General features: G+C 66.2%; 19 protein-coding genes. 12 read left to right on the forward strand and 7 right to left on the reverse strand.

Annotated elements, in window-relative coordinates:
- The first annotated feature begins 16 nt into the window (after positions 1–16).
- The 12 genes from P0Y59_18285 (at position 17) to P0Y59_18340 (ending at position 11,812) form a co-directional block, all read left to right on the forward strand.
- A complete protein-coding gene (locus tag P0Y59_18285; protein ID WEJ98872.1) occupies positions 17–1,279 on the forward strand; it encodes a flagellar hook protein FlgE in 1,263 nt (420 codons plus the stop codon).
- Between the two features lie 26 nt (positions 1,280–1,305).
- A complete protein-coding gene (gene flgF, locus P0Y59_18290; protein ID WEJ98873.1) occupies positions 1,306–2,049 on the forward strand; it encodes a flagellar basal body rod protein FlgF in 744 nt (247 codons plus the stop codon).
- 12 nt (positions 2,050–2,061) lie between these two features.
- On the forward strand, positions 2,062–2,850 hold the full coding sequence (gene flgG, locus P0Y59_18295) for a flagellar basal-body rod protein FlgG (protein ID WEJ98874.1): 789 nt from the start codon (positions 2,062–2,064) through the stop codon (positions 2,848–2,850).
- An 11-nt stretch (positions 2,851–2,861) separates the two neighbouring features.
- Entirely contained in the window at positions 2,862–3,551 is a 690-nt protein-coding gene (locus tag P0Y59_18300) for a flagellar basal body L-ring protein FlgH (protein ID WEJ98875.1), read from the forward strand.
- 113 nt (positions 3,552–3,664) lie between these two features.
- Positions 3,665–4,771, forward strand: coding sequence for a flagellar basal body P-ring protein FlgI (locus P0Y59_18305; protein WEJ98876.1), 1,107 nt, complete (start codon positions 3,665–3,667; stop codon positions 4,769–4,771).
- Positions 4,768–5,124: a rod-binding protein gene (locus P0Y59_18310; GenBank protein WEJ98877.1), complete on the forward strand. Its 357-nt coding sequence runs from the start codon at positions 4,768–4,770 to the stop codon at positions 5,122–5,124. Before P0Y59_18305 ends, P0Y59_18310 begins: the two co-directional genes overlap by 4 nt.
- Positions 5,121–6,467, forward strand: a complete 1,347-nt coding sequence (gene flgK / locus P0Y59_18315) for a flagellar hook-associated protein FlgK (GenBank protein WEJ98878.1) — start codon at positions 5,121–5,123, stop codon at positions 6,465–6,467. Before P0Y59_18310 ends, flgK begins: the two co-directional genes overlap by 4 nt.
- 8 nt (positions 6,468–6,475) lie before the next feature.
- Positions 6,476–7,387 carry a flagellar hook-associated protein FlgL gene (gene flgL, locus P0Y59_18320; GenBank protein ID WEJ98879.1) on the forward strand — a complete coding sequence of 304 codons (912 nt, stop codon included), beginning with the start codon at positions 6,476–6,478 and terminating at the stop codon, positions 7,385–7,387.
- Between the two features lie 104 nt (positions 7,388–7,491).
- Positions 7,492–8,355: a flagellar motor stator protein MotA gene (motA, locus tag P0Y59_18325; GenBank protein WEJ98880.1), complete on the forward strand. Its 864-nt coding sequence runs from the start codon at positions 7,492–7,494 to the stop codon at positions 8,353–8,355.
- A gap of 3 nt (positions 8,356–8,358) precedes the next feature.
- Positions 8,359–9,264: a flagellar motor protein MotB gene (locus P0Y59_18330; protein ID WEJ98881.1), complete on the forward strand. Its 906-nt coding sequence runs from the start codon at positions 8,359–8,361 to the stop codon at positions 9,262–9,264.
- Positions 9,261–10,661, forward strand: a complete 1,401-nt coding sequence (locus P0Y59_18335; GenBank protein WEJ98882.1) for a glycosyltransferase family 39 protein — start codon at positions 9,261–9,263, stop codon at positions 10,659–10,661. The genes P0Y59_18330 and P0Y59_18335 overlap by 4 nt, the downstream gene beginning before the upstream one ends.
- Positions 10,662–10,666: 5 nt before the next feature.
- Positions 10,667–11,812, forward strand: coding sequence for a GNAT family N-acetyltransferase (locus tag P0Y59_18340; GenBank protein ID WEJ98883.1), 1,146 nt, complete (start codon positions 10,667–10,669; stop codon positions 11,810–11,812).
- Here P0Y59_18340 and P0Y59_18345 read toward each other — a convergent pair.
- From P0Y59_18345 to P0Y59_18375, 7 genes are all read right to left on the reverse strand, one after another.
- Entirely contained in the window at positions 11,706–13,412 is a 1,707-nt protein-coding gene (locus P0Y59_18345; protein ID WEJ98884.1) for a hypothetical protein, read from the reverse strand. The two genes, P0Y59_18340 and P0Y59_18345, sit on opposite strands and share 107 nt — an antisense overlap.
- A gap of 9 nt (positions 13,413–13,421) precedes the next feature.
- On the reverse strand, positions 13,422–15,179 hold the full coding sequence (locus P0Y59_18350; GenBank protein WEJ98885.1) for a hypothetical protein: 1,758 nt from the start codon (positions 15,177–15,179) through the stop codon (positions 13,422–13,424).
- Positions 15,180–15,261: 82 nt separating this feature from the next.
- Positions 15,262–16,482, reverse strand: coding sequence for an argininosuccinate synthase (locus P0Y59_18355; protein ID WEJ98886.1), 1,221 nt, complete (start codon positions 16,480–16,482; stop codon positions 15,262–15,264).
- A gap of 41 nt (positions 16,483–16,523) precedes the next feature.
- The gene (locus P0Y59_18360; GenBank protein WEJ98887.1) at positions 16,524–17,852 is read right to left on the reverse strand and encodes an MATE family efflux transporter; all 1,329 of its coding nucleotides are present in this window, start codon (positions 17,850–17,852) and stop codon (positions 16,524–16,526) included.
- 66 nt (positions 17,853–17,918) lie between these two features.
- A complete protein-coding gene (locus P0Y59_18365; GenBank protein WEJ98888.1) occupies positions 17,919–19,154 on the reverse strand; it encodes a cyclopropane-fatty-acyl-phospholipid synthase in 1,236 nt (411 codons plus the stop codon).
- Between the two features lie 18 nt (positions 19,155–19,172).
- The gene (locus tag P0Y59_18370) at positions 19,173–19,934 is read right to left on the reverse strand and encodes a molybdopterin-dependent oxidoreductase (protein ID WEJ98889.1); all 762 of its coding nucleotides are present in this window, start codon (positions 19,932–19,934) and stop codon (positions 19,173–19,175) included.
- A gap of 10 nt (positions 19,935–19,944) precedes the next feature.
- Positions 19,945–20,694 carry a cytochrome b/b6 domain-containing protein gene (locus P0Y59_18375; protein WEJ98890.1) on the reverse strand — a complete coding sequence of 250 codons (750 nt, stop codon included), beginning with the start codon at positions 20,692–20,694 and terminating at the stop codon, positions 19,945–19,947.
- Between the last annotated feature and the right edge of the window lie 138 nt (positions 20,695–20,832).

Consider the following 20,832-nt stretch of genomic DNA (forward strand, 5'->3'; position numbering starts at 1 on the left):
CCAGGAGTAGATCAGAATGTCCTTCTACACTTCGCTCAGCGGCCTGCAGGCGTCCCAGTCCGAGATGTCGACCATCTCGCACAACCTCGCCAACGTCTCGACCAACGGCTTCAAGAAGAGCCGGACCGATTTCGCCGACGTGATCGCGTCAAGCGTCTCGGCCGATCCCACCAAGGTGGTCGGATCGGGCACGGTCGTGAAGGCGAACCGCCAGCTGTTCACCGAGGGCAATTTGAAGTCGACCGGTTCCTCGCTCGACCTCGCCATTTCCGGCGACGGCTTCTTCACGGTCAAGACCAACGGGATCAACGCCTCGACCGCCTATACGCGCAACGGCAGCTTCCAGGTCGATCCGGTCAGTCATTATGTCGTCGATGCCCAGGGCAGCGCGCTTCAGGTCTATCCGGTCGACGCCCAGGGCAACGTCACCGCGACCGGCCCGGACGGCCTGACCAACCTGACCCTGCCTGAAACCAGCGGCGTCCCGGTCGCCACCTCAAAGGTCGCGCTCGACGTGAACCTGTCGGCCAACGCGACCCCGCCGGGCACCGCGTTCGACCGCACCAACGCCTCGTCCTACAATAATTCGACCGCGACGACGATCTACGACGCCAGCGGCAACGCGATGACGCTGACCAACTATTATGTCCGCAACAGTGCGACGAGCCCCGGGGGCGCCAATAGCTGGTCGGTCTATTCCTATGTCGGCAACCAGCAGCTGAGTGTCGGCGGTTCGACCAATCCGGTGCAGCTTGCCTTCAACGCCGCGGGCACGATGACCGCGCCGGCGGCCCCCGTCAGCTATGATGCCTTCACCTCGTCGGGCGGGGCCGCTGCCCAGGCGCTGAGCTTCGACCTCACCGGCACGACCCAGGCAGCGAGCGCCTTCAAGGTCGAGGCGCGCAGCCAGGACGGCAAGTCGGTCGGCCAGCTGGCCGGCGTCACGGTCGACGAATCGGGTGTCGTCACCGCCAATTTCTCGAACGGCGATACAAGGGCGCTGGGCAAGGTCGCGCTCGCCAGCTTCGCCAATCCGTCGGGACTGCGCCAGATGGGCAACAGCTACTGGTCGGCCAGCGGCATCTCCGGCTCGGCGACGCTCGGGAGCGCCAACGACAATGGCTACGGATCGCTGATGTCGGGCACCGTCGAGGGTTCCAACGTCGACATCACCGAGGAACTGGTCGCCCTGATCGCGGCGCAGCGGAATTTCCAGGCGAACGCCAAGGCGCTCGATACCGCGAGCCAGATCTCCGAAACCATCTTCAACATCCGCTGATCTCGACGGGCGGACGGGAACACTGAATGGACAAGCTGGTCTATACCGCGGCAACCGGGCTCAAGGCGCACATGGCGTCGCAGGCCGCGATCGCGAACAACATGGCGAACGCCTCGACGATCGGCTTCCGCGCCGACCGGGTGGTGTTCAGCCGGCTGGAAGTGTCGGGCTCCGGCTTCGACACGCGCTCGCCGGCGTCGGAAGAGGTGGTCGATGCCGATCGCCGTCCGGGCGCGATCATGTCGACCGGCCGTCCGCTCGACGTCGCCATCACCGGCGACGCATGGCTGACCGTCCAGGCTCCCGACGGGAGCGAGGCCTATACCCGGCGCGGCGATCTTCAGGTCGCCCCCACGGGCGCGCTGGAAACCGGCGACGGTTTCCCGGTGATGGGATCGGGGGGTCCCATCACCGTGCCGCCCGCCGAATCGATCAAGATCTCAGCCGACGGATCGATCTCGATCGTGCCGATCGGCGGCGACGCCAGCAACCCGCAGATCCTCGACAAGCTCAAGCTCGTCAGCACCAAGGGCTCGGACACGGTCAAGGGGCTCGACAATCTTCTCCATGTCCGCGGCGGCGGCGTGCTGCCCGAGGACATGGAAGCGAAGCTCCAGTCGGGCGCGCTCGAGGGATCGAACGTCAACATGACTCAGGCGCTGGTCGACATGATCGAGAACCAGCGCAGCTACGAGGTCCAGGCCAATCTCATGAAGCAGGCCAAGGACATGGACGAGAGCGCCGCATCGCTGATGCGGATGCCTTCATAAGGACGACAGGATATGACCAGCGCAGCCATGCACATCGCGCGGACCGGGCTCGACGCCCAGGACATGCGCATGCGGGTGATCTCGAACAACCTCGCGAACGTGAACACCACCGGGTACAAGCGCGACCGGGCGGCGTTCGAGACGCTCGCCTATCAGACGGTCACCGCGCCGGGGGCACCGAGCACGGCCGAGACCAAATATGCGGTCGGGCTCAACCTCGGCACCGGCGTCCGAATCCAGGGCACCGCGCGAATCGACACCCAGGGCGCGATGCAAACCACGGGCAACGCGCTCGATCTCGCGCTCGACGGGGACGGTTATTTCCAGGTCCAGATGCCGGGGGGCACGCTGGGCTATACCCGCGCGGGCAATTTCACCCGCTCGCCGGAAGGCCTGCTGGTCACTTCGGAAGGCTATCAGGTGATGCCCGGCATCACCGTGCCGGAGGGCGCGACCGCGATCACCGTCGGCACCGACGGCACGGTCTCGGCGACCGTGCCCGGCCAGACCGAGGCGAGCCAGCTTGGCCAGATTCAGGTCGCCAGCTTCGCCAATTCGGCCGGCCTGCTGAGCAAGGGCGACAATTACCTGACTGAGACCGCGGCATCGGGCGCGGCGAATCTCGGCGTCGCCGGCCTCGAGGGTCGCGGCAACATCCGCCAGGGCATGCTCGAAGCGTCCAATGTCAACGTCGTCGAGGAGCTTGTCGACATGATCGAGACTCAGCGTGCGTACGAGGTAAATTCAAAAATGATCTCGGCGACCGACGACATGCTGAAATATGTTAACCAAAATATCTGATGGTTAATTTCATGAAACCGTCAGCCACCTTGATCGCCCTGATCGCGCTGCCCGCCGCCGTCGCGCTCGCGCCGTCGCCCGCCGACGCGCGCCTGTTCGGCAAGAAGAAGGAGCCGGTCGATTTCTCCGCCGCGCTCCCCCTTCCCATGCCGGTCGCGGCCCCCGCCAACGGATCGATCTTCCAGGCGAGCGACGGCTATGCTGCGCTTCACGAAGGAGCGCGCGCGCGCCGGGTCGGCGATCCGCTGACGATCCTGCTGGTCGAGCGCACCGTCGCCTCCAAATCGGCGAGCTCGAAGCTCGACAGCGGCGGCGGCCTGAGCATCACCCCGCCCACCACCGGCGCCCTCTCGCTGTTCAAGAACACGGACGCCAGCGCGAGCAACACCCGCAACTTCACCGGCAGCGGCGCGACCGACCAGTCGAACACCCTGTCGGGCGAGGTCAGCGTGACCGTTTCCGCCGTCTATCCCAATGGCACCATGCTGGTGCAGGGCCAGAAGCGCGTGACGCTCAATCGCGGCGACGAGTTCGTCCAGATCAAGGGCCTGATCCGCGTCGCCGACATCGACGCCAACAACCGCGTGCCCTCCACCCGCGTGGCGGATGCGCAGATCGCCTATACCGGCAAGGGCGATGTGGCCCGCGCCAGCCGCCAGGGCTGGCTTGGCCGATTCTTCTCCGTCGTCAGCCCCTTCTGATGAAAGCGCCCGCGATGTTCCGTTTGGTAGCTCTTTGCCACGCTGCGCTGGGCCGCCGCACCAGCCCGCTCCCCCACCCGGCCTCCCATCGAGGATACCGTGTGGGAGGCCGGGTGGGGGAGCGGGCTGGTGCGGCTCTTCTGGCGGTAGCTGCGATCTTCCTCGCGGCCACTCCGGCACACGCCGACAGGGTCAAGGACCTTGGCGGTTTCCAGGGCATCCGCTCGAACCAGCTCACGGGCTATGGCATCGTGGTCGGCCTGCCCGGCACGGGCGACGACAATCTCGAATATACCATCCAGTCGATGAAGGCGGTCGCCTCGCGATTCGGGCTTCAGCTTCCACCCAACGCCAATCCCGGGCTGAAGAACGCAGCGGTGGTGATGATCACCGCCGACCTGCCCGCCTTCGCCAAGCCGGGCCAGAAGCTCGACATCACCGTCGCCTCGATGGGCAAGGCCAAGTCGCTGCGCGGCGGAGCGCTGATCCTGACGCCGCTGCTCGGCGCCGACGGCCAGATCTACGCGATGGCGCAGGGCAACCTCGCCGTCGGCGGGCTTGGCGCCGAGGGCAAGGACGGATCGCAGATCGTCGTCAACATTCCCTCCGCCGGTCGCATCCCCGAAGGTGCCACGGTCGAGCGCGCGGTCCAGACCGGTTTCGAAACGTCGCCGGTGCTGACCTACAACCTCACCCGCGCCGACTTCACCACCGCGCAGAATGTCGCCGCCGCGATCAACACGCGGCTCGGCGCCGGTTCCGCCCAGGCGATCGACGCCGTCTCGGTCTCGGTCCGCGCGCCGATGGGCGGCGACGTCCGTGCGACCCTGATGAGCGAGATCGAGAATCTCGACGTCGTCTCGGCCGAACCTTCGGCCAAGGTGATCGTCAACGCCCGCACCGGCACCGTCGTGATCAACTCGGCGGTCCGGGTCGGCCCCGCCGCGGTCAGCCACGGCAAGCTCACCGTTCGCATCGACGAGCAGCAGCATGTCAGCCAGCCCTTGCCGTTCAGCCAGGGCCAGACGGCGACCGAGCAGAAGAGCGGCGTCGCGGTCGACGAGGAGCATCGCCCGATGTTCCTGCTCGAACCCGGCCCGAAGCTCGCCGATGTGGTCAAGGCAGTGAACGCGATCGGCGCGTCGCCGGCCGACCTGGTCGCCATCCTCGAAGCGCTGAAGGAAGCCGGCGCGCTGAAAGCGGAGCTGATCGTCCTGTGACCGACATCCCAGCCCTTCCCCCATCCCGTCCTACGCCCGGCCCGACCACCGGCATCGGCGTCGACACGAGCCGCCTCGCCTCGCGTGCCAACCTCGAAAAGGCCGGCAAGCAATTCGAGTCGGTCTTTGCCGGCATGATGCTGAAGTCGATGCGTCAGGCCCATCTCGCCGAGGAGCTGTTCTCGTCCAAGGGACTCGACACGTTTCGCGACATGCAGGACCAGCAGGTCGCGCAGTCGATGGCGGATCACGCCCCGCTCGGCATCGGCAAGGCGATGACCGATTTCCTCGCCAAGTCGCAGGCCAATCTCCAGCCTGAATCGACGGCGAAACCCGCGGGTGAGACGCCATGAGCGATCTCCTCGCGACCGGCGCAAGCGGGGTCCGCGCGTATCAGAGCGCGCTGACCACCGTCTCCGAGAACATCGCCAATGCCGGCACCGCCGGCTATGCGCGCCGCACCGTCAACCTCAAGGAGGTCAATGCCGGGGCGGGCATCTCGTCGACCAGTCGTGTCGCATCGGGCATGGGCGTCGTCGTCGACGGCATCGTGCGCTCGGCCGACGCCTTCCGCGCCGCTGACGTCCGTGCCTCAAGCGCCGATCTGGCGCGCAGCGAGACAAGCATCACTTGGCTCGATCGAATCCAGGGCGCGCTGACCGGCAACCAGCTCGGTGACCGGCTGACCAGCTTCTTCACCTCGGCCCAGGCGATCGCCGCCGATCCGACCGCCAGCGCACCGCGCTCTGTGTTCCTTGAGGCAGGCACCTCCGCCGCGAGCGCCTTTGCCGCCACCGGCAAGGCGCTCGACGGCGTCGCGGCCGATCTCGACGGCACCGCCGGGAATGCCGTGGCCACGCTTGGCAGCCTCGGGGCGGCGCTCGCCAAGGTCAATGACGGCCTTGGCCGGGCCACGCCGGGCAGCACCAGCGCCGCGCAACTGCTCGACCAGCGCGACCAGCTGCTCGAACAGATGAGCGCGATCAGCGACGTGTCGGTCTCCATCGACGTCGCCGGCCGCGCCGCCGTCCGCCTGGGTGGCACTACTGGCCCGACGTTCGTTTCCGGCAGCGATGCGGGCACCGTGACCTATGCCCGCAACCAGGATGGCAGCGTCTCCTTCGCGGTCAACCATGCCGGCGACGTCACGACCCTGACCCCGTCGGGCGGCGCGCTTGCCGGGATCGTCGACGGCGCGCAGCGAATCGCCGCGGCGCGCGAGCAGCTCAACGGCATCGCGACGAGCTTCGTCGACGGCATCAATACAGTGCAGGCCCAGGGCCGCGACCTCGACGGCAACCCGGGTGCGGCGATGTTCGCCATGGGCACGACGCCGACCGATATCCGGATGACGCTGACCGATCCGCGCGACGTGGCCGCAGCCGCCGTCGGCGGCGGCACGCGCGACAACAGCAATCTCAAGGCGCTCTCAACCCTGCGCAGCTCGGCCGGCTTCGAAGGCAAGACGACCGCCCTTATCTCCGGCAACGCCGCCGCCCTCGCCTCGCGCCAGCAGGTCGCCGAGGCGCAGAGCGCGATCCGCGACGGCGCGGTCGCCGCGCGCGACGCGGTATCGGGCGTCAACCTCGATAGCGAGGCGGTCGACCTGATGCGCTTCCAGCAGGCCTATCAGGCGTCGAGCCGCGTGATCCAGGTCGCGCGCGAAACGCTCCAGTCAATCCTCGATATTCGTTGAGCAGCATCATGCAGATCAGCACCTCCCAGCTTTACGACCGGTCATCGAGCCTCATGCAGAAGCTCAGCCAGAAGGCCGACAAGCTGCAGATCCAGGTCTCGTCCGAAACGCGCCTGCAGGCGCCGTCGGACGACGTCGTCGCGTATCAGCGCCTCGCCACGCTCAAGCAGGGCAAGGCCGACGATACGGCGACCAAGGCCAATGTCTCGCTCGCCCAGTCGCTGCTCCAGCAATCCGACACCACGCTGACCTCGGTCCAGACCGGCCTGCAGCAGGCAGCCGAACTGGTGCTGCAGGCGAATAACGGCACGCTGACCGACGCGAATCGCGCGACGATCGCGACTCAGCTGAAAGGCGTGCTGAGCAACCTGGTCAGCTTGGCCAACACGACCGACGCGCGCGGCCAGCCGTTGTTCGGTGCCGCCACCGGCGACAGCGCGGTCACCGTCAACGCCGATGGCTCGGTCAGTTTCACCGGCACCGGCACCCCGCCGCCGATCCCGATCGGCGACGATCAGTCGATTGCCGCCTCCGATACGGCCGCGCGCGTGTTCGGCGGGATCCCGACCGCGAGCGGAACGAGCGACGTCTTCGCGATCCTTTCTAAATTCGCCGCCGCGCTCGATGCTGGCGGCAGCGTCAAGGACGCGGCCGGCGAAGCGACGAACGGCATCAACAGCGCGCTGACCCAGATCGGCAGCGTGCGCGGCTCGGTCGGCGCCCGCGCCGCCCGGCTCGACCTGGTTTCCGACCAGCTGACTGACACGGCGGCCAATCGCGAGACCGCGCGCGGCGCGATCGAGGACACCAACATTACCGAGACGCTCACCGAATTGCAGAAGACCATGACGATCCTGTCGGCGACCCAGGCGAGCTTCACCAAGCTGAGCCAGCTTTCGTTGTTCGACTATCTGCGTTGAACCGGGGCCGCTTGGTAACCGGTTGGCTACGAAATCCGGTTAACCGGGGATGATCGCGACCGTTCCTTGAGACGGCGGCGACCAAGAAGGGGAATGCGAAGTTCATGTTTCCGGTGATCGGCCTCGTCGTCCTGCTCGTCATGATCTTTGGCGGCTTCGCGATCACCGGCGGTGCGCTCGGCCCGGTGATGGAAGCGATTCCGCACGAGATGCTGATCATCGGCGGCGCCGCAGCAGGCGCGCTGATCATCGGCAATTCGGGCAAGGAACTGAAGGCGCTGGGCGGCAGCTTCGCCAAGATCTTCAAGGGCCCGAAATACAAGAAGCAGGATTATCTCGACACGATCTTCCTCGTGTCCAAGCTAATGAAGATGCTCCGCACCGAGGGGCCGATCGCGCTCGAGCCGCATGTCGAGGATCCGAAATCCTCCGCGCTGTTCGCTGAATATCCGCGCCTGCTCGCCGATCATACGCTGATCAACCTGATCGCCGATACGCTGCGTCTCGTCGTCGTCTCGTCGGGCACGCTCGACGTGCATGCGGTCGAGGACGTCATGGACAACATGATCAAGACCCACCATCACGAGGTGGAAGGGCCGCATACCACGCTGTCGAGCCTGGCCGATGCACTACCCGCGCTCGGCATCGTCGCCGCCGTGCTCGGCGTGGTGAAGACCATGGGCTCGATCGACAAGCCGCCCGCCATCCTGGGCGCGATGATCGGTTCGGCGCTGGTCGGCACCTTCATGGGCGTGCTGCTTGCCTATGGCATCGTCAGCCCGCTCGCCAGCCGGCTGAAGCAGGTCATCGATGCCGATGCCGCCATCTATCATGTCGTGAAGCAGATCATCATCGCGTCGCTCCACGGCCATCCGCAGCCACTCGTCATCGAGGCCGCGCGCTCAGGCATCGCGCATTCGAACCAGCCCGGTTTCGCCGAAGTGTTCGACGGCCTGCGCGGGCGATAAAGGATGGCAGCGCGTGCTCCCCATGGCAGCAACCAGCCGCCGAAGATCATCTACAAGAAGATCTATGTCGAAGGGCATGGCGGGCATCATGGCGGCGCCTGGAAGGTGGCCTATGCCGATTTCGTGACGGCGATGATGGCCTTCTTCCTGCTGATGTGGCTGCTCGGGGCGACCAACGAGAAGCAGCGCAAGGCGCTGGCCGATTATTTCGCGCCGACTCTGGTCCAGATGAAGCAGAACAGCGCCGGCTCCAACGGCATGTTCGGCGGCTCCTCGATCACCGACAAGGATAATTACCCGCACAAGGCCTCGCAGACCGGTACCCGGTCGATGACCATTCCAGTCGAAGCGAGCGGGGGCGACCAGGTCGGCACCGGGCAGAAAGGCACACTGAAGGACAAGGCGGTGCTCAACGCCGAGGATCGCAAGAATTTCGAGCTGATACGACGCCAGGTCGCCTTCGCGATGTCGTCGAGCCCGAAACTGTCGAAGCTGGGATCGCATGTGCGCTTCGTCCGCACCCAGAACGGGCTGCGCGTCGACCTGATCGACGACGCTGATTATTCGATGTTCGGCCTGGGTACGACCATGCTCGACCCCGAGGCGTCGAAGCTGATCGGGCTGATCGCCGAAACGATCAAGGGCATGACCAACCCGATCATGATCCGCGGCCATACCGACAGCCTGGGTTATGGCGATCCGCTGGCGATGAACAACTGGATGCTGTCCAGCGGCCGGGCCGAGGCGACGCGGCGGCGCCTGGCCACCGGCGGTATTCCGGAAGCCCGTTTCAACCGGATCGAGGGCGTCGCCGATCGCGAGCCGATGATCCAGAACAACCCGACCGATCCGCGCAACCGGCGGGTCGCCATCACCCTGCTCTACCGCGCGACCGCATTCGGCGAATGACCCGGGCGCCCGGCAGGTTCGCCGGTATCGGCGTCCAGGCGGTTCTCGCGGTTCTCTGTCTCTACGGCCTTGCGTCCCTTCCCGGGCTACTGGGCCAATGGGGTCTGTCGTTCGCCGCGATCGGAATCCTCCTGCTGTGGGTCGCGGTGGCCAGTCTCGGGCTGCCCCTGTTGCGTGCCGAGCCATCGCGCCGGCGGCTCGCGATGCTTGCGGGGGTCGCCATCGCACTTCGCCTCGCCTTCGCCCTGCTCTCGGTCCATCGAGGATCGAACGGCGACCCGAATGCCTATCTCCTGCTCGCCAAGGGCCTGCTGATCAGGGACGAATACGGAATCTACGAACCGTTTTTCGGTGGGTATTGGCGCGCCCTCTTCCCGCCTTTCTATTCCTTCCTGCTGGCGGGGTGGGGCGCGATCATCGGTTTCTCCACCCTCTCAGTCCTGTTTCTCGGCACCGCGATCGATCTCGGTGCTGCGTCGCTGATCCTCCGGCTGGGCCGTCGCCTAGGAAATGAAGGCGCCGGACGCGCTGCCGCGTGGCTCTATCTCGTCTGGCCTTCCGTCCTGTTCTCGGCCCCGCTCGCGCAGAAGGAAGGACTGTGCGCCTTCCTGATCCTGGCCCTGGCGCTGGCCTGGCTGAACCGCGACCACAGGGGCTGGCGCGACGCGATCAAGATCGGCGTGCCGGCGGCCTTGCTCGCCCTGACCCAGCCGGGCCTGGCGCCGCTCGCCGCGCTGTTCGGATTGTGCCTGATCGGTCGGGCAAGCGCGCTGTCGACGATGGCCGCCGGCCTGCGCGCGCTGTGCGTGGCGCTGCTGGTGATGCTGCCCTGGTGGATTCGCAACTGGCTGATCTTCGGCGTGTTCGTGCCGCTGACCAGCGCGGGCGGCGCGAGCCTGTGGATCGGCAATAATCCCGACGCCACCGGCAACTGGATGCCACCGCCCGAACATCTGCGTGGCCTTCCCGAAATCGTCTATGGCAAGCGCATCGGCGCGATCGCGATGGAATGGATCAAGGCCAATCCGGGCGCCTTTGTCAGGCTCACCATCACCAAGTTCCTTCGTGCCTGCGGCGTGGCATCGTTTGGCATCACCCGGCTGGTGGCGATGCAGCCGCCCCTGCCCGCGGCGTTCGCGGCGGCGCTGCTGCCCATGTCCCATCTTACCCATGTCGCATTGCTTGGCGCGTCCGCGGTTGCGGTGCGCGTGCGCCGCGTGCCCGGCACCGGAACATTGCTGCTGCTGATTGCCGCATGCGGCGTGCAATTGCTGCTGTTCGGGGTGTGGTTCGAGTTCGGCGAGCGCCACCGCGAGTTCGTCACCCCGTTCCTGCTGCTGCTCGCGTGCGGAATGATCGCACCGCGGTTGGAAAGCGGAGAGTCCACGCCTAGTTAGGCGGTGTGAGCAACGCCGCCGTTACCGCCCGAATCGCCAACGGCGTCTCGTCGATCAGGGCGGAGGACTGGAATGCGTGCTCGGGCACGAGCAATCCCTTCGTCACGCATGATTTCCTCGCTCTTCTCGAAGATTCGAAAAGCGCCGTGGCTGAAACGGGGTGGCAGCCGATCCCGATCGTCATCGATGGCGCCGATGGTCGCCCCGCCGCGATCGCCCCCGCCTATGGGAAGAGCCACAGCCAGGGTGAATATGTCTTCGATCATGGCTGGGCCGACGCCTGGGAACAGGCCGGCGGACGCTATTATCCCAAGCTCCAGCTCGCCGTGCCGTTCACCCCCGCACCGGGCCCGCGCCTGTTGCTACGCGACGACAGCCTGGCGCCCGCCCTTATCGCCTCGATCGAGGCGGTCGCCGACCGGCACAATCTCTCTTCCGCCCACGCCACCTTCGTCGCGCCCGACCAGTTGCCGCTGTTCGAGGCGGCCGGCTGGCTGATTCGCGCCGGCAACCAGTTCCACTGGCACAATCAGGGCTATGCCGCGTTCGACGATTTCCTCGGCGACCTGGCCAGCCGCAAGCGCAAGGCGATCCGCAAGGAGCGGGCCGGCGCGATCGAGGGGCTGACCATCCGCCACGCGACCGGCAAGGAGATCACCGAGGCCGATTGGGATGCCTTCTGGATTTTCTACCAGGACACCGGCGCGCGCAAATGGGGCCGCCCCTACCTGACGCGCGCCTTCTTCTCGCTGCTGGGCGAGCGCATGGCGGACAAGGTCCTGCTGATCCTGGCGGAGCGGGATGGCCGGCCGATCGCCGGCGCGCTCAACCTGATCGGTGCCGATACGCTTTACGGGCGCTATTGGGGTTGCACCGAGGAAGTGCCCTTCCTCCATTTCGAGCTCTGCTATTATCAGGCGATCGACGCAGCGATCGCGCGCGGGCTCAGGACGGTCGAGGCCGGCGCGCAGGGCGAGCACAAGCTGGCGCGCGGCTATGTGCCGGAGCCGACCTGGTCGGCGCATTACATCCCAGACCCCGGCTTCAGGAGGGCGGTCGCCCAGTTCCTTGAGCAGGAGCGGCAGGCGGTGACGTCGGATCGGGAGTGGCTGGGAGAGACGACCCCGTTTCGTCGAGACCGAGCGCCCTGAGGCGCCGCGCCCGAAACTCGATCGCCCTGATCTCTTCCGGGAACAACGGCACGGTCGGGGGCGTGACATTGTGGTCGACGCGGAACAGCGCGCTTGAACCGTCGCGCCAGATCTCCACCAGCCCGGCATTGTATTTCGGATCATAGGGCGGCGGCTTGATCAGCCACACATAATCGAACGCATCGCGCGGGAAGCGCGCCAGCGAGAGCGAAATGGTGCGCCACCATTCGCCACGGCAATATTGCTCGGTAACGATCTGCGATGCGTCGTGCGCGAAGCGCCGCGCGGGCGCATAGCGCGTCGTCAGCAACTGCGCGCCCGCCATCGACCATTGATCGTTGGTATAGGCGAGCCTGCGCACCAGCCCGATCGCCGGCAGATGCTCGAGCCGGGTCATGAACCAGGACGGCCGGCATTCAGCGCCGACGAAGCTGACGACCTTGGCGCCGACCGGGACGTGATCGAGCGCCTTCAGCTCACGCTCGTAGGACTGGTCGTACATCCAGAAACTCACCGTCGTGGCACCGATCCTGACGAGGAAGAAGGCGAGGCCAAGCACGGCTACCACCGCCGCGTGCCGGATCGGAACGCCCGGACGCGGCCGCAGCGCGATCAGGGCGATGCCGATCACGAACGGCGCGAGCCGCATGTCGGCATAGGCGGATCCGAACACGATCCGCGGCAGCAGGATGAACACGGCAAGCAGGAACAGCGCCGACAGGCCCAGGTTGCGCGAATATTCGATCGTCGGATCGCGAAAGCCCCTGAACAGGATCAGGTACAATATTGCCGCCGAGGCGATATCGAAGAGCTGCCAGCGATCCTTCAGGACCATGGTCAGCCACATGGCCTTGGCGCGCCAGTTGAACCAGTCGCCGGTCTCTCCGCCGACATGATGGCCGCTGCGCCACATCACCATCAGCACCATCGGCAAGGCGAGCGGCACGCAGCCCAGCCCGGCGCGCACCCAGGCGTTGAACCAGCGATGGCCGGCATCGTGCTGGCGGACCATCTCGGCCGAGAAAGCGAGCACGCCGAGCACGCCCCAGCCGAAGGTATGGCAGAGCCAGAGCGCACAGGAGAGCGGCACGAACACGATCGCGCGCAGCCTGAACCTGCCCAGCCGCGCGAGCCGCAGCCACAGGGCGAAGGCGTTGAAGGCGATCGCCATCGACAGCGCGAAGTTGATGAAGCCGAAATGAAAGGGATAGCTATAGGCGATCGGCAGGGCGAACAGCGCGGTCGCTGGAATCCGGCCGTGCACCTCGCGCGCGATCCACAACAGGCCCGTCACCGTCATCGCCGGTATGGTCATGACGATCAGCTTCACCGCGAGCTCGAGCCCGAAAATCTTGGCGAGCGGGATGACGAGGATGTCGATCCCGAGATTGCCGATCAGCTGCCAGCTGAAATTATACCATTCGGCGAGCCACGGCGCATTGCCGATGTCGAGCTGAACCCGGTAGCGCCCGAGATGCCCCGGCAGGTCGACCAGTGGCGGGATTTCCGGACGAAGCAGCGGAATGATCGCGACGAACGCGGCCAGCGCCACGAACCAGCGCGTCTGCCACCAATGCAGTTTTTCGATATCCCCCGGCATGGGAGGGCTTTACCGCGATGGGGCCTGCGTAAACAAGCCGGGTTCGACGCGATACAAGGCGAGCCCGGCAGGAGCAGCCGCCACGGGACTGAGCCAGGCCGGTACCTGGCCGCGATGGAGCTGGTTCACGAGCTGGATATCGCCGGCCGCATTGTCGCCCAGTTCAGTGAAGCTGTCCTGGCAGAGCGCGACGTAACCGACCTTCCAGTCCCGCGCGATCGTCGCCGAATCCTCCGGCGTGCCGAGAAAGAAGCGATAGACGGCGAGGTTGCCTGCATTGTTACGGTGATAGGGCGCGCCGACCACGTCGAGCCGGGTCGCCGCCAGCGCAAAGGCGCCGAGATCGAGGGGGGCGAGCAACCTCCCCGGCGGCAGCGCGGCAAGCGCCGCAAGCGCCTCGGGCGAGGTGCAGCTCCCTTCCGCGGGATCGCTGGTGCGCACCGTCTGGCGCGGGGTCAGCGCATCGGCAGCGAGTGGATAGAGCATGCCTGCCGACGCGATCCAGGCACCGGTGAGCCACAGGCTGCCCCGGCGGCGGGCAGCGGCGATCACCGCCGCAAGCGCCGGCGCGGCGAGGATCGCCCCGGCATAGGCGCCGCGCAGCTGGAAGCAGGTCAGGCCGAGCGCCGCGACTTGGACGATGAGCAGCGCGACCCAGCGATAGTCGCGCGTCACATATAACCGCCAGGCCGTCGCGAGGATGCCGGCGACCATCACCCCGGCATAGCCGATCGCCACGCCGACCGGCGCCGTGAACAGCGGCTGCGCTTCTCCGACCTTGCCCAACCACAGCCGCGCCAGCATCGGATCGACCATGGCATAGGGCTCCAGGCATTGCGGGGCGACCGCGATGACCCCGCCGCCAATCACGCCCGCGACCAGTATCGCGAGCATCAGGCGCATCGCCGGCCTGGTGAAGTCGCGCGCCGCCAGCGCCATCATCATCGGCCCGAAGGCAGCGATGACCGTGCCGCGCCAGGCTGTCGCGGTGAAGCCGTCGCAACCCGGATAGCCCCATTGGCTTGTCTTGAAGATGATCGACGCGCCGAGCAACCCGGCGGCGAGCGCGATGCCGAAGCCCATCATCCGATCGTCGGCGGCGTGCTTCGCGAACAGCCATTCGCGCGCCATGGCGAGGCCGGCCGCTGCCAGCAGGGGGGTCGTCTCCATGCCGATCACCACGCTCGCCGCGGCGGCCAGGCCGGCGGTAAGGCCATGGCCGAGCGTCGGCGGGCTGGTGAGGGTGCGCGCCACGAGCAGCAACAGCACGATCTGAAGGCCGTGATGGTCGATTCGCCCGGGCAGGAAGATGGTCGTCGCCGGATAGGCGATAGCCGCGACGACGATGGCAGTGCGCGCGACGCCCGGCCCACCGATCGATCGGGCGATGCGTCCGACCAGGAACAGCGCCGCGGCAAACAGCGCCGTCGGCCAGGTGATGACGGCGACCAGTTCCGCCTGGTGAGTTCCAACCAGCGGGGTCAGCAGCGCGATGATCGCCGCCGGCACCAGATCGGGCAGCCGCGACCAGTGCATCGCCAGGCCGGGCGCCTCGCCCAGCCGATGCTGCGAAAGATCGTTGAATCGCTGCCCCGCCAGCCAGTCGCGAATCTGCTGGAGCCGCATGACATCATCGGTATCGGGCAGGCGGAGCGCCGAAAGCTGGTGCCAGTCGCGAAACGCCCAGGCGGCAGCAAGCAGCACTGCCAGCAGCATTGCCACCAGCGCGTCGCCATAGACCAGCCGCCGTTCGATCGCCGTCCCCATGACAGGGGCGTAGCGGAGCCGGGTTAAGGCCGGGTTAGGGCAGGAACGGGTTCGTAACGGCAGTTACTACCCGCAGCCGGCCTCAATCGCGGTCGCGGCGCCCGAGCAGGCGCAGGCGAAGGGCGTTGAGCTTGATGAAGCCAGCCGCGTCGCGCTGGTCATAGGCGCCCTGATCGTCCTCGAAGGTCACGACCTTCTCCGAATAGAGCGTATTGGGCGACTTGCGGCCGACCACATAGACGCCCCCCTTGTAGAGCTTCAGTCGGACGGTGCCCGCCACCTTCTCCTGGCTATGGTCGATCGCCGCCTGGAGCATCTCGCGCTCGGGCGAGAACCAGAAGCCGTTATAGACCAGCTCGGCATAGCGCGGCGCCAGCTCGTCCTTGAGGTGCGCCGCGCCGCGATCGAGCGTGAGCTGCTCAATGCCGCGATGCGCGAGATAGTAGATGGTGCCGCCCGGCGTCTCGTACATGCCACGGGACTTCATGCCGACGAAGCGGTTCTCGACCAGGTCGAGCCGGCCGATGCCGTGCTTGCGGCCGAGATCGTTGAGCTTCGCCAGCAGCGTCGCCGGGCTCATCGCCTCGCCATTGACCGCGACGCCGTCGCCGCGCTCGAAATCGATCGTGATGAACTCGGGCTGGTCGGGCGCGTCCTCGGGATTGACGGTGCGCGAATAGACATAGTCGGGCACTTCTTCCCACGGATCCTCGAGCACCTTTCCTTCCGACGAGGTGTGCAGGATGTTCGCGTCGGTCGAGAAGGGCGCTTCGCCGCGCTTGTCCTTCGCCACCTGGATCTGGTGCTGTTCGGCGAACTCGATCAGGCGGGTGCGGCTGGTCAGATCCCATTCGCGCCATGGCGCGATCACCTTGATATCGGGCGCGAGCGCGTAATAGCCGAGCTCGAAGCGGACCTGGTCGTTGCCCTTGCCGGTCGCGCCATGGCTGACCGCATCGGCATTCACCAGCTTCGCGATCTCGATCTGGCGCTTGGCGATCAGCGGCCGGGCGATCGAGGTGCCGAGCAGGTACAGGCCCTCATAAAGCGCATTGGCGCGCATCATCGGGAAGACGTAGTTGCCGACGAACTCCTCGCGCAGGTCGTCGATGAAGATATGCTCGGGCTTCACGCCGGCGGCTTCCGCCTTGCGCCGCGCCGGCTCAAGCTCCTCGCCCTGGCCGAGATCTGCGGTGAAGGTCACCACCTCGCACTGATAGGTCTGCTGGAGCCACTTCAGGATCACGCTGGTGTCGAGTCCGCCCGAATAGGCGAGGACGACGCGGTTGATCTTGTCGGTCATGAAGCAGGCTCCGAGAAGGTACGGGGGAATCGGCCCGCGCTCTAGGGTCCGTTGGCGGGTTCCGCAACCTCGATGGTCCGGAGCAGCCCGGGCAGATAGGCCCCAAGCGACACCGCGCGATAGAGATAGCTCGCCATGAACGCCCACCAGATGCCGCTCTCCCCGAAGGGCCGGAACAGCAGGTCGGTCGCGATGTAGAGCGCGGTCGCCAGAATCGCGGCGTTGCGCAGCGCCTTGCCCCGCGTCGCGCCGATGAAGATGCCGTCGAGCAGCCAGGCGGGCACGCCGATCGCCGGAATGATCGCGGCGAAGGGCAGCATCGCCCCTGCCTGCGCGCGCACGGCGGGGTTGCTCGCGAAGAACGCGATCAGCGCCGGGCCGAGCGCGAAGAACAACAGCGCGAAACCGATCCCGGCCAGCAGCGAGAACTCTCCCGTCAGCCGGATCGCCCTGACCATCGCAGGCCGCGACCCCGCGCCGATGGCTTGGCCGACACGTGATTCGGCCGTGAAGGCGAAGCCGTCGAGCACGAAGGCGGAGACGCTGACGAACTGCATCAGCACGTAATTGGCGGCGAGCGCCGTCGCGCCGAGGCGGGCGCCGGCATTGGTGAACCAGAGGAACAGCGACAGGAGCGCGATCGTGCGGACCATGATGTCGACGTTGACCGCGAACAGCCGCCTGAGCGCACCGCCGCCGAACAACGCCGGCGAGAGGATACGACGCCAGTCGACGCCGCGCCCGACTATCGCCAGCCCGACCGCGAGCGAGATCCATTCGGCACAGGCGGTGCCAAGGCCGACGCCCCGCGCGCCCATGTGGAAATGCCAGACGAACAGCAGGTTCAGCGCGATGTTGACGAGGTTCATGACGATCTGCAGCGCCAGCGCCGCGCGCGTGCGCCCCCGGCCGAACAGCCATCCGTTGATCGCGAAGATCGCGAGACTGGCCGGCGCCCCAAGGAAGCGCGCACTGACATAGCCGCGCGCCGCGTCGTCGAGCGCGCCCCCGCCCGCCATCGTCTCCAGTGCGAGCGGAATCAGCACGATCTGCAGCGCGAAGAGCACGACGCCCAGCCCAACCCCGGCCACGACACCGCGCAGCAGCATCGCCTCGACCTCGCGCGCGTCGCCCGCCCCTTCGGCCTGGGCGGTCATCCCGGTCATGCCCATGCGCAGGAACCCGAAGGTCCAGAAGATCATGTTGATCACGACGGTGCCGAGCGCGACCCCGGCAAGCGCCGCGGCATCCCCGGTCCGCCCGATCACCGCGGTATCGACCAGCCCGACCAGCGGCACCGTCGTCTGGCCGAGCATGATCGGCCAGGCCTGGGCGAAGATCGCGCGGCGGGTGAGCGAGGTCGAGGTCACGGGCCCGGATAGGCGGCGGCGCGGCGCCGCGCCAGCCCGGCGGCGGCGCGATCCGGCGGCGGCGACTCAGGACGTCCGAAGCACCCGTTCCCCCTCGATCATATAGTCGCGGGTGATCGGCAGGGTATGGCGGTTCTTGGCATATTGAAGCTGGTAGTTGACCATGCCGCCATAGCGGAAAGCACAGGACGCGCCGGCCAGATAGAATTGCCACATCCGGTAGAAGGGCTCGTCATACAGCGCCACAATCGCCGCGCGCGCGGCCACGGTGCGGTCGTACCAATGATCAAGCGTGTAGGAATAGTGCAGCCGCAGCACCTCGACATCGGTGAGGAAGAAGCGGAGTCCCTCGTTCGCCCTGACAATCTCCGAGAGCGCCGGGTTGTAGCCGCCCGGGAAGATATATTTCGCGGTCCAGTCGTCGGTGACGCCGGGCGCGCCGGCGCGGCCGATGGTGTGGAGCAGCATCACCCCGTCCTCGGCGAGCAGGTGGCGGCATTGCCTGAAGAAAGTGCGGTAATGCGCCGGACCGACATGTTCGAACATGCCGACCGAGACGATCCGGTCGAACGTGCCGGTGACGTGGCGATAGTCGATCAGTTCGAACCTCACCTTGTCAGCGACGCCCGCTTCCTCGGCACGGCGGCGGGCGACCTTCAACTGCTCTTCCGACAGCGTGACGCCGAGTACCTCGGCCCCGGTCTTCCGGTGCAGATAGAGCGCCATGCCACCCCAGCCGCAGCCGATGTCCAGCACCTTCATGCCGGGCTTCAGCGCGAGCTTCGCGGCGATATGCGCCTTCTTGTCGTCCTGCGCCTGTTCGAGGCTGTTCGACGGATCAGTGAAATAGGCGCAGCTATATTGCCGGTCGGCGTCGAGGAAGAGATCGTAGAGCCGGTCGCTCAGGTCGTAATGATGCGCGACATTCCTCTTCGAGCGGCGCGCCATGTTGACCCGGTTGATCCGGTGCGTGATCGCCGCCACCGCGCGCCTGGCCCGGCTGGGGTGGAGAGCGCCGCCCCCGCCTTCCCACAGGTCGTTCGCGGTCATCAGCCGGACAAGGCCCATGACGTCCTCGCCATCGACCGTCATCCGGCCCTGCATATAGGCCTCGCCCGCGCCCAGGCTTGGATTGCGGACGATGAAGTTCGCGGCGCCATTGTCGGTGAAACGGATCACGACGTTCGGAAAATCGGGATCGGGATCAGGCGTGCCGAATATTCGGACGGTGCCGTTGGCGTGATGGACTGTGAGTTGACCCCGCTTGACGCGGGCGGCGAGGAATCGATCGATCAGAGCCATATTCTGCCCACCTAACAATCAGATGCCGGCATACCAATCGTAATCTACATTATCCTCCCAATAGCCGCCCTTGCCCTTGCCTATCCCCGCGAGCGAGGCGACCGCGTCGATTCGCATGACATATTTGGCGTGCTTGTAGCCGAGCTGGCGTTCGACCCGCAGGCGGAGTGGCGCACCGTGCCCGACGCCGAGCACCGCATCGTTCATCGCCCAGGCGAGGATCGTCTGGGGGTGGAACGCATCGATCACGTCGATCGATTCATAATAATTGTGACCACGGAACAGGTCGGCGCAGGTGAACACGACATAGCGCGCGTCGGGCCTGATCCCCGCCGCCTTCAGGATCGTGCCGAGCATCGGCCCGTGCCATTTGCCGATCGCGCTCCACCCCTCGACGCAATCGTGCCGGGTGATCTGGGTCCGCGCCGGGATCGACCTGATCTGCGCGAGCGACAGACTGAGCGGGCGGGCGACAAGCCCGCCGACCTGGAGCCGCCAATGCGCGAAGCGTTCAGCCAGCATCGCATTATAGTCAGGCGTGTTGGGATTGTTCGTGCCGTTGGTGCGGAACCGAGGCGACATCTGGTCGGGGCGGAATTCGGGCGCGAGCGCATTGCGGTTCGACAAGGCGCGCTGAAGCCCCAGGTTCATCTTCTCGCCCGAGAACAGGATCTTCCGGAAGGTCGGATCATTGGCCACCTTGTCGCACCCGGCGAGCAGGCTGGCGCCGCCGACCGCCCCGGTCATGATCAGCGCGCGCCTGGTGAGGATCCGGTTCATGCCCGCCCGCTCATTCAGCGTCCTCCGGCACGGTCCAGCGCCCGGTGACCATCGATCGTACCTCGTTCCAGGCCCCCGCGATGATGACGAGGGCGAGATGGACGATGACGAAGCCGGTCAGCGCGGCCGCGACGATGAAATGGATCGACCGCGCCGATTGCCGCCCGCCGAACAGGTCGAGCAGCCAGGGCCATGCCGCGTTCATGCCCGGCGACATGGTGAGGCCGGTCAGGATCATCAACGGGATCAGGACGAAGATCACCAGCACATAGGACAGTTTCTGGAAGATGTTGAACGCGCCCGGATTCTCCCGATCGTGGAAGCGCAGCGCGATATGCTCGCGCAGGTCGTGAAGCAGCGATTCCGGCTTCAGCTCGGCGACGCCGACACGCAGGTCACGCTGGAAATGCCGGTTGATAAGGCTCGCGATCATGAAGAACAGCAGGCCGAAACCGAGCACCAGCGCGAACAGCAGATGCCAGCGCCGCGCCAGCGCTAGATTGTAGCTGGCCGGGATGGTCAGCCAGCCCGGCCATTGCGGCAGGGTGAGCCAGGCATGATCGTAATTGGCGCCGTACACGCCCCAATAGAGATGCGGGTGCGCGTTGAAGATCATCAGCCCGCTGCCGAGCAGGATGAAGATCGTGACGGCATTGACCCAGTGCCACAGCCGAGTCGCGAGCTGGTGGCGATAGATCACCCGCGCTGGCGGCGGCAGCGTCGGCGCGGCATCCTGAACGGCGGCGATTGCCTCACTCATGACCCTGCATATCATGACGGCATCCAACAACGAGCCGGATATCGGGATATCTTTTTTTCTTCCGCTGTTATGGTGGAATTTTCGGTCAAATTACATAAGTATTATCAAACACTTGAACGAATTTTTCCCTGTTATCCG

Source organism: Candidatus Sphingomonas phytovorans (assembly GCA_029202385.1).
Classification (GTDB): domain Bacteria; phylum Pseudomonadota; class Alphaproteobacteria; order Sphingomonadales; family Sphingomonadaceae; genus Sphingomonas; species Sphingomonas phytovorans.

What these genes read in the sequence shown, in the direction of transcription:
- P0Y59_18285 (WEJ98872.1), top strand. Translation starts at nt 17, where the DNA reads ATGTCCTTCTACACTTCGCTCAGCGGCCTGCAGGCGTCCCAGTCCGAG.
- flgF (WEJ98873.1), top strand. Translation starts at nt 1,306, where the DNA reads ATGGACAAGCTGGTCTATACCGCGGCAACCGGGCTCAAGGCGCACATG.
- P0Y59_18335 (WEJ98882.1), top strand. Translation starts at nt 9,261, where the DNA reads ATGACCCGGGCGCCCGGCAGGTTCGCCGGTATCGGCGTCCAGGCGGTT.
- flgL (WEJ98879.1), top strand. Translation starts at nt 6,476, where the DNA reads ATGCAGATCAGCACCTCCCAGCTTTACGACCGGTCATCGAGCCTCATG.
- P0Y59_18330 (WEJ98881.1), top strand. Translation starts at nt 8,359, where the DNA reads ATGGCAGCGCGTGCTCCCCATGGCAGCAACCAGCCGCCGAAGATCATC.
- P0Y59_18300 (WEJ98875.1), top strand. Translation starts at nt 2,862, where the DNA reads ATGAAACCGTCAGCCACCTTGATCGCCCTGATCGCGCTGCCCGCCGCC.
- flgG (WEJ98874.1), top strand. Translation starts at nt 2,062, where the DNA reads ATGACCAGCGCAGCCATGCACATCGCGCGGACCGGGCTCGACGCCCAG.
- motA (WEJ98880.1), top strand. Translation starts at nt 7,492, where the DNA reads ATGTTTCCGGTGATCGGCCTCGTCGTCCTGCTCGTCATGATCTTTGGC.
- flgK (WEJ98878.1), top strand. Translation starts at nt 5,121, where the DNA reads ATGAGCGATCTCCTCGCGACCGGCGCAAGCGGGGTCCGCGCGTATCAG.
- P0Y59_18375 (WEJ98890.1), bottom strand. Translation starts at nt 20,694, where the DNA reads ATGAGTGAGGCAATCGCCGCCGTTCAGGATGCCGCGCCGACGCTGCCG.
- P0Y59_18355 (WEJ98886.1), bottom strand. Translation starts at nt 16,482, where the DNA reads ATGACCGACAAGATCAACCGCGTCGTCCTCGCCTATTCGGGCGGACTC.
- P0Y59_18350 (WEJ98885.1), bottom strand. Translation starts at nt 15,179, where the DNA reads ATGGGGACGGCGATCGAACGGCGGCTGGTCTATGGCGACGCGCTGGTG.
- P0Y59_18345 (WEJ98884.1), bottom strand. Translation starts at nt 13,412, where the DNA reads ATGCCGGGGGATATCGAAAAACTGCATTGGTGGCAGACGCGCTGGTTC.
- P0Y59_18365 (WEJ98888.1), bottom strand. Translation starts at nt 19,154, where the DNA reads ATGGCTCTGATCGATCGATTCCTCGCCGCCCGCGTCAAGCGGGGTCAA.
- P0Y59_18370 (WEJ98889.1), bottom strand. Translation starts at nt 19,934, where the DNA reads ATGAACCGGATCCTCACCAGGCGCGCGCTGATCATGACCGGGGCGGTC.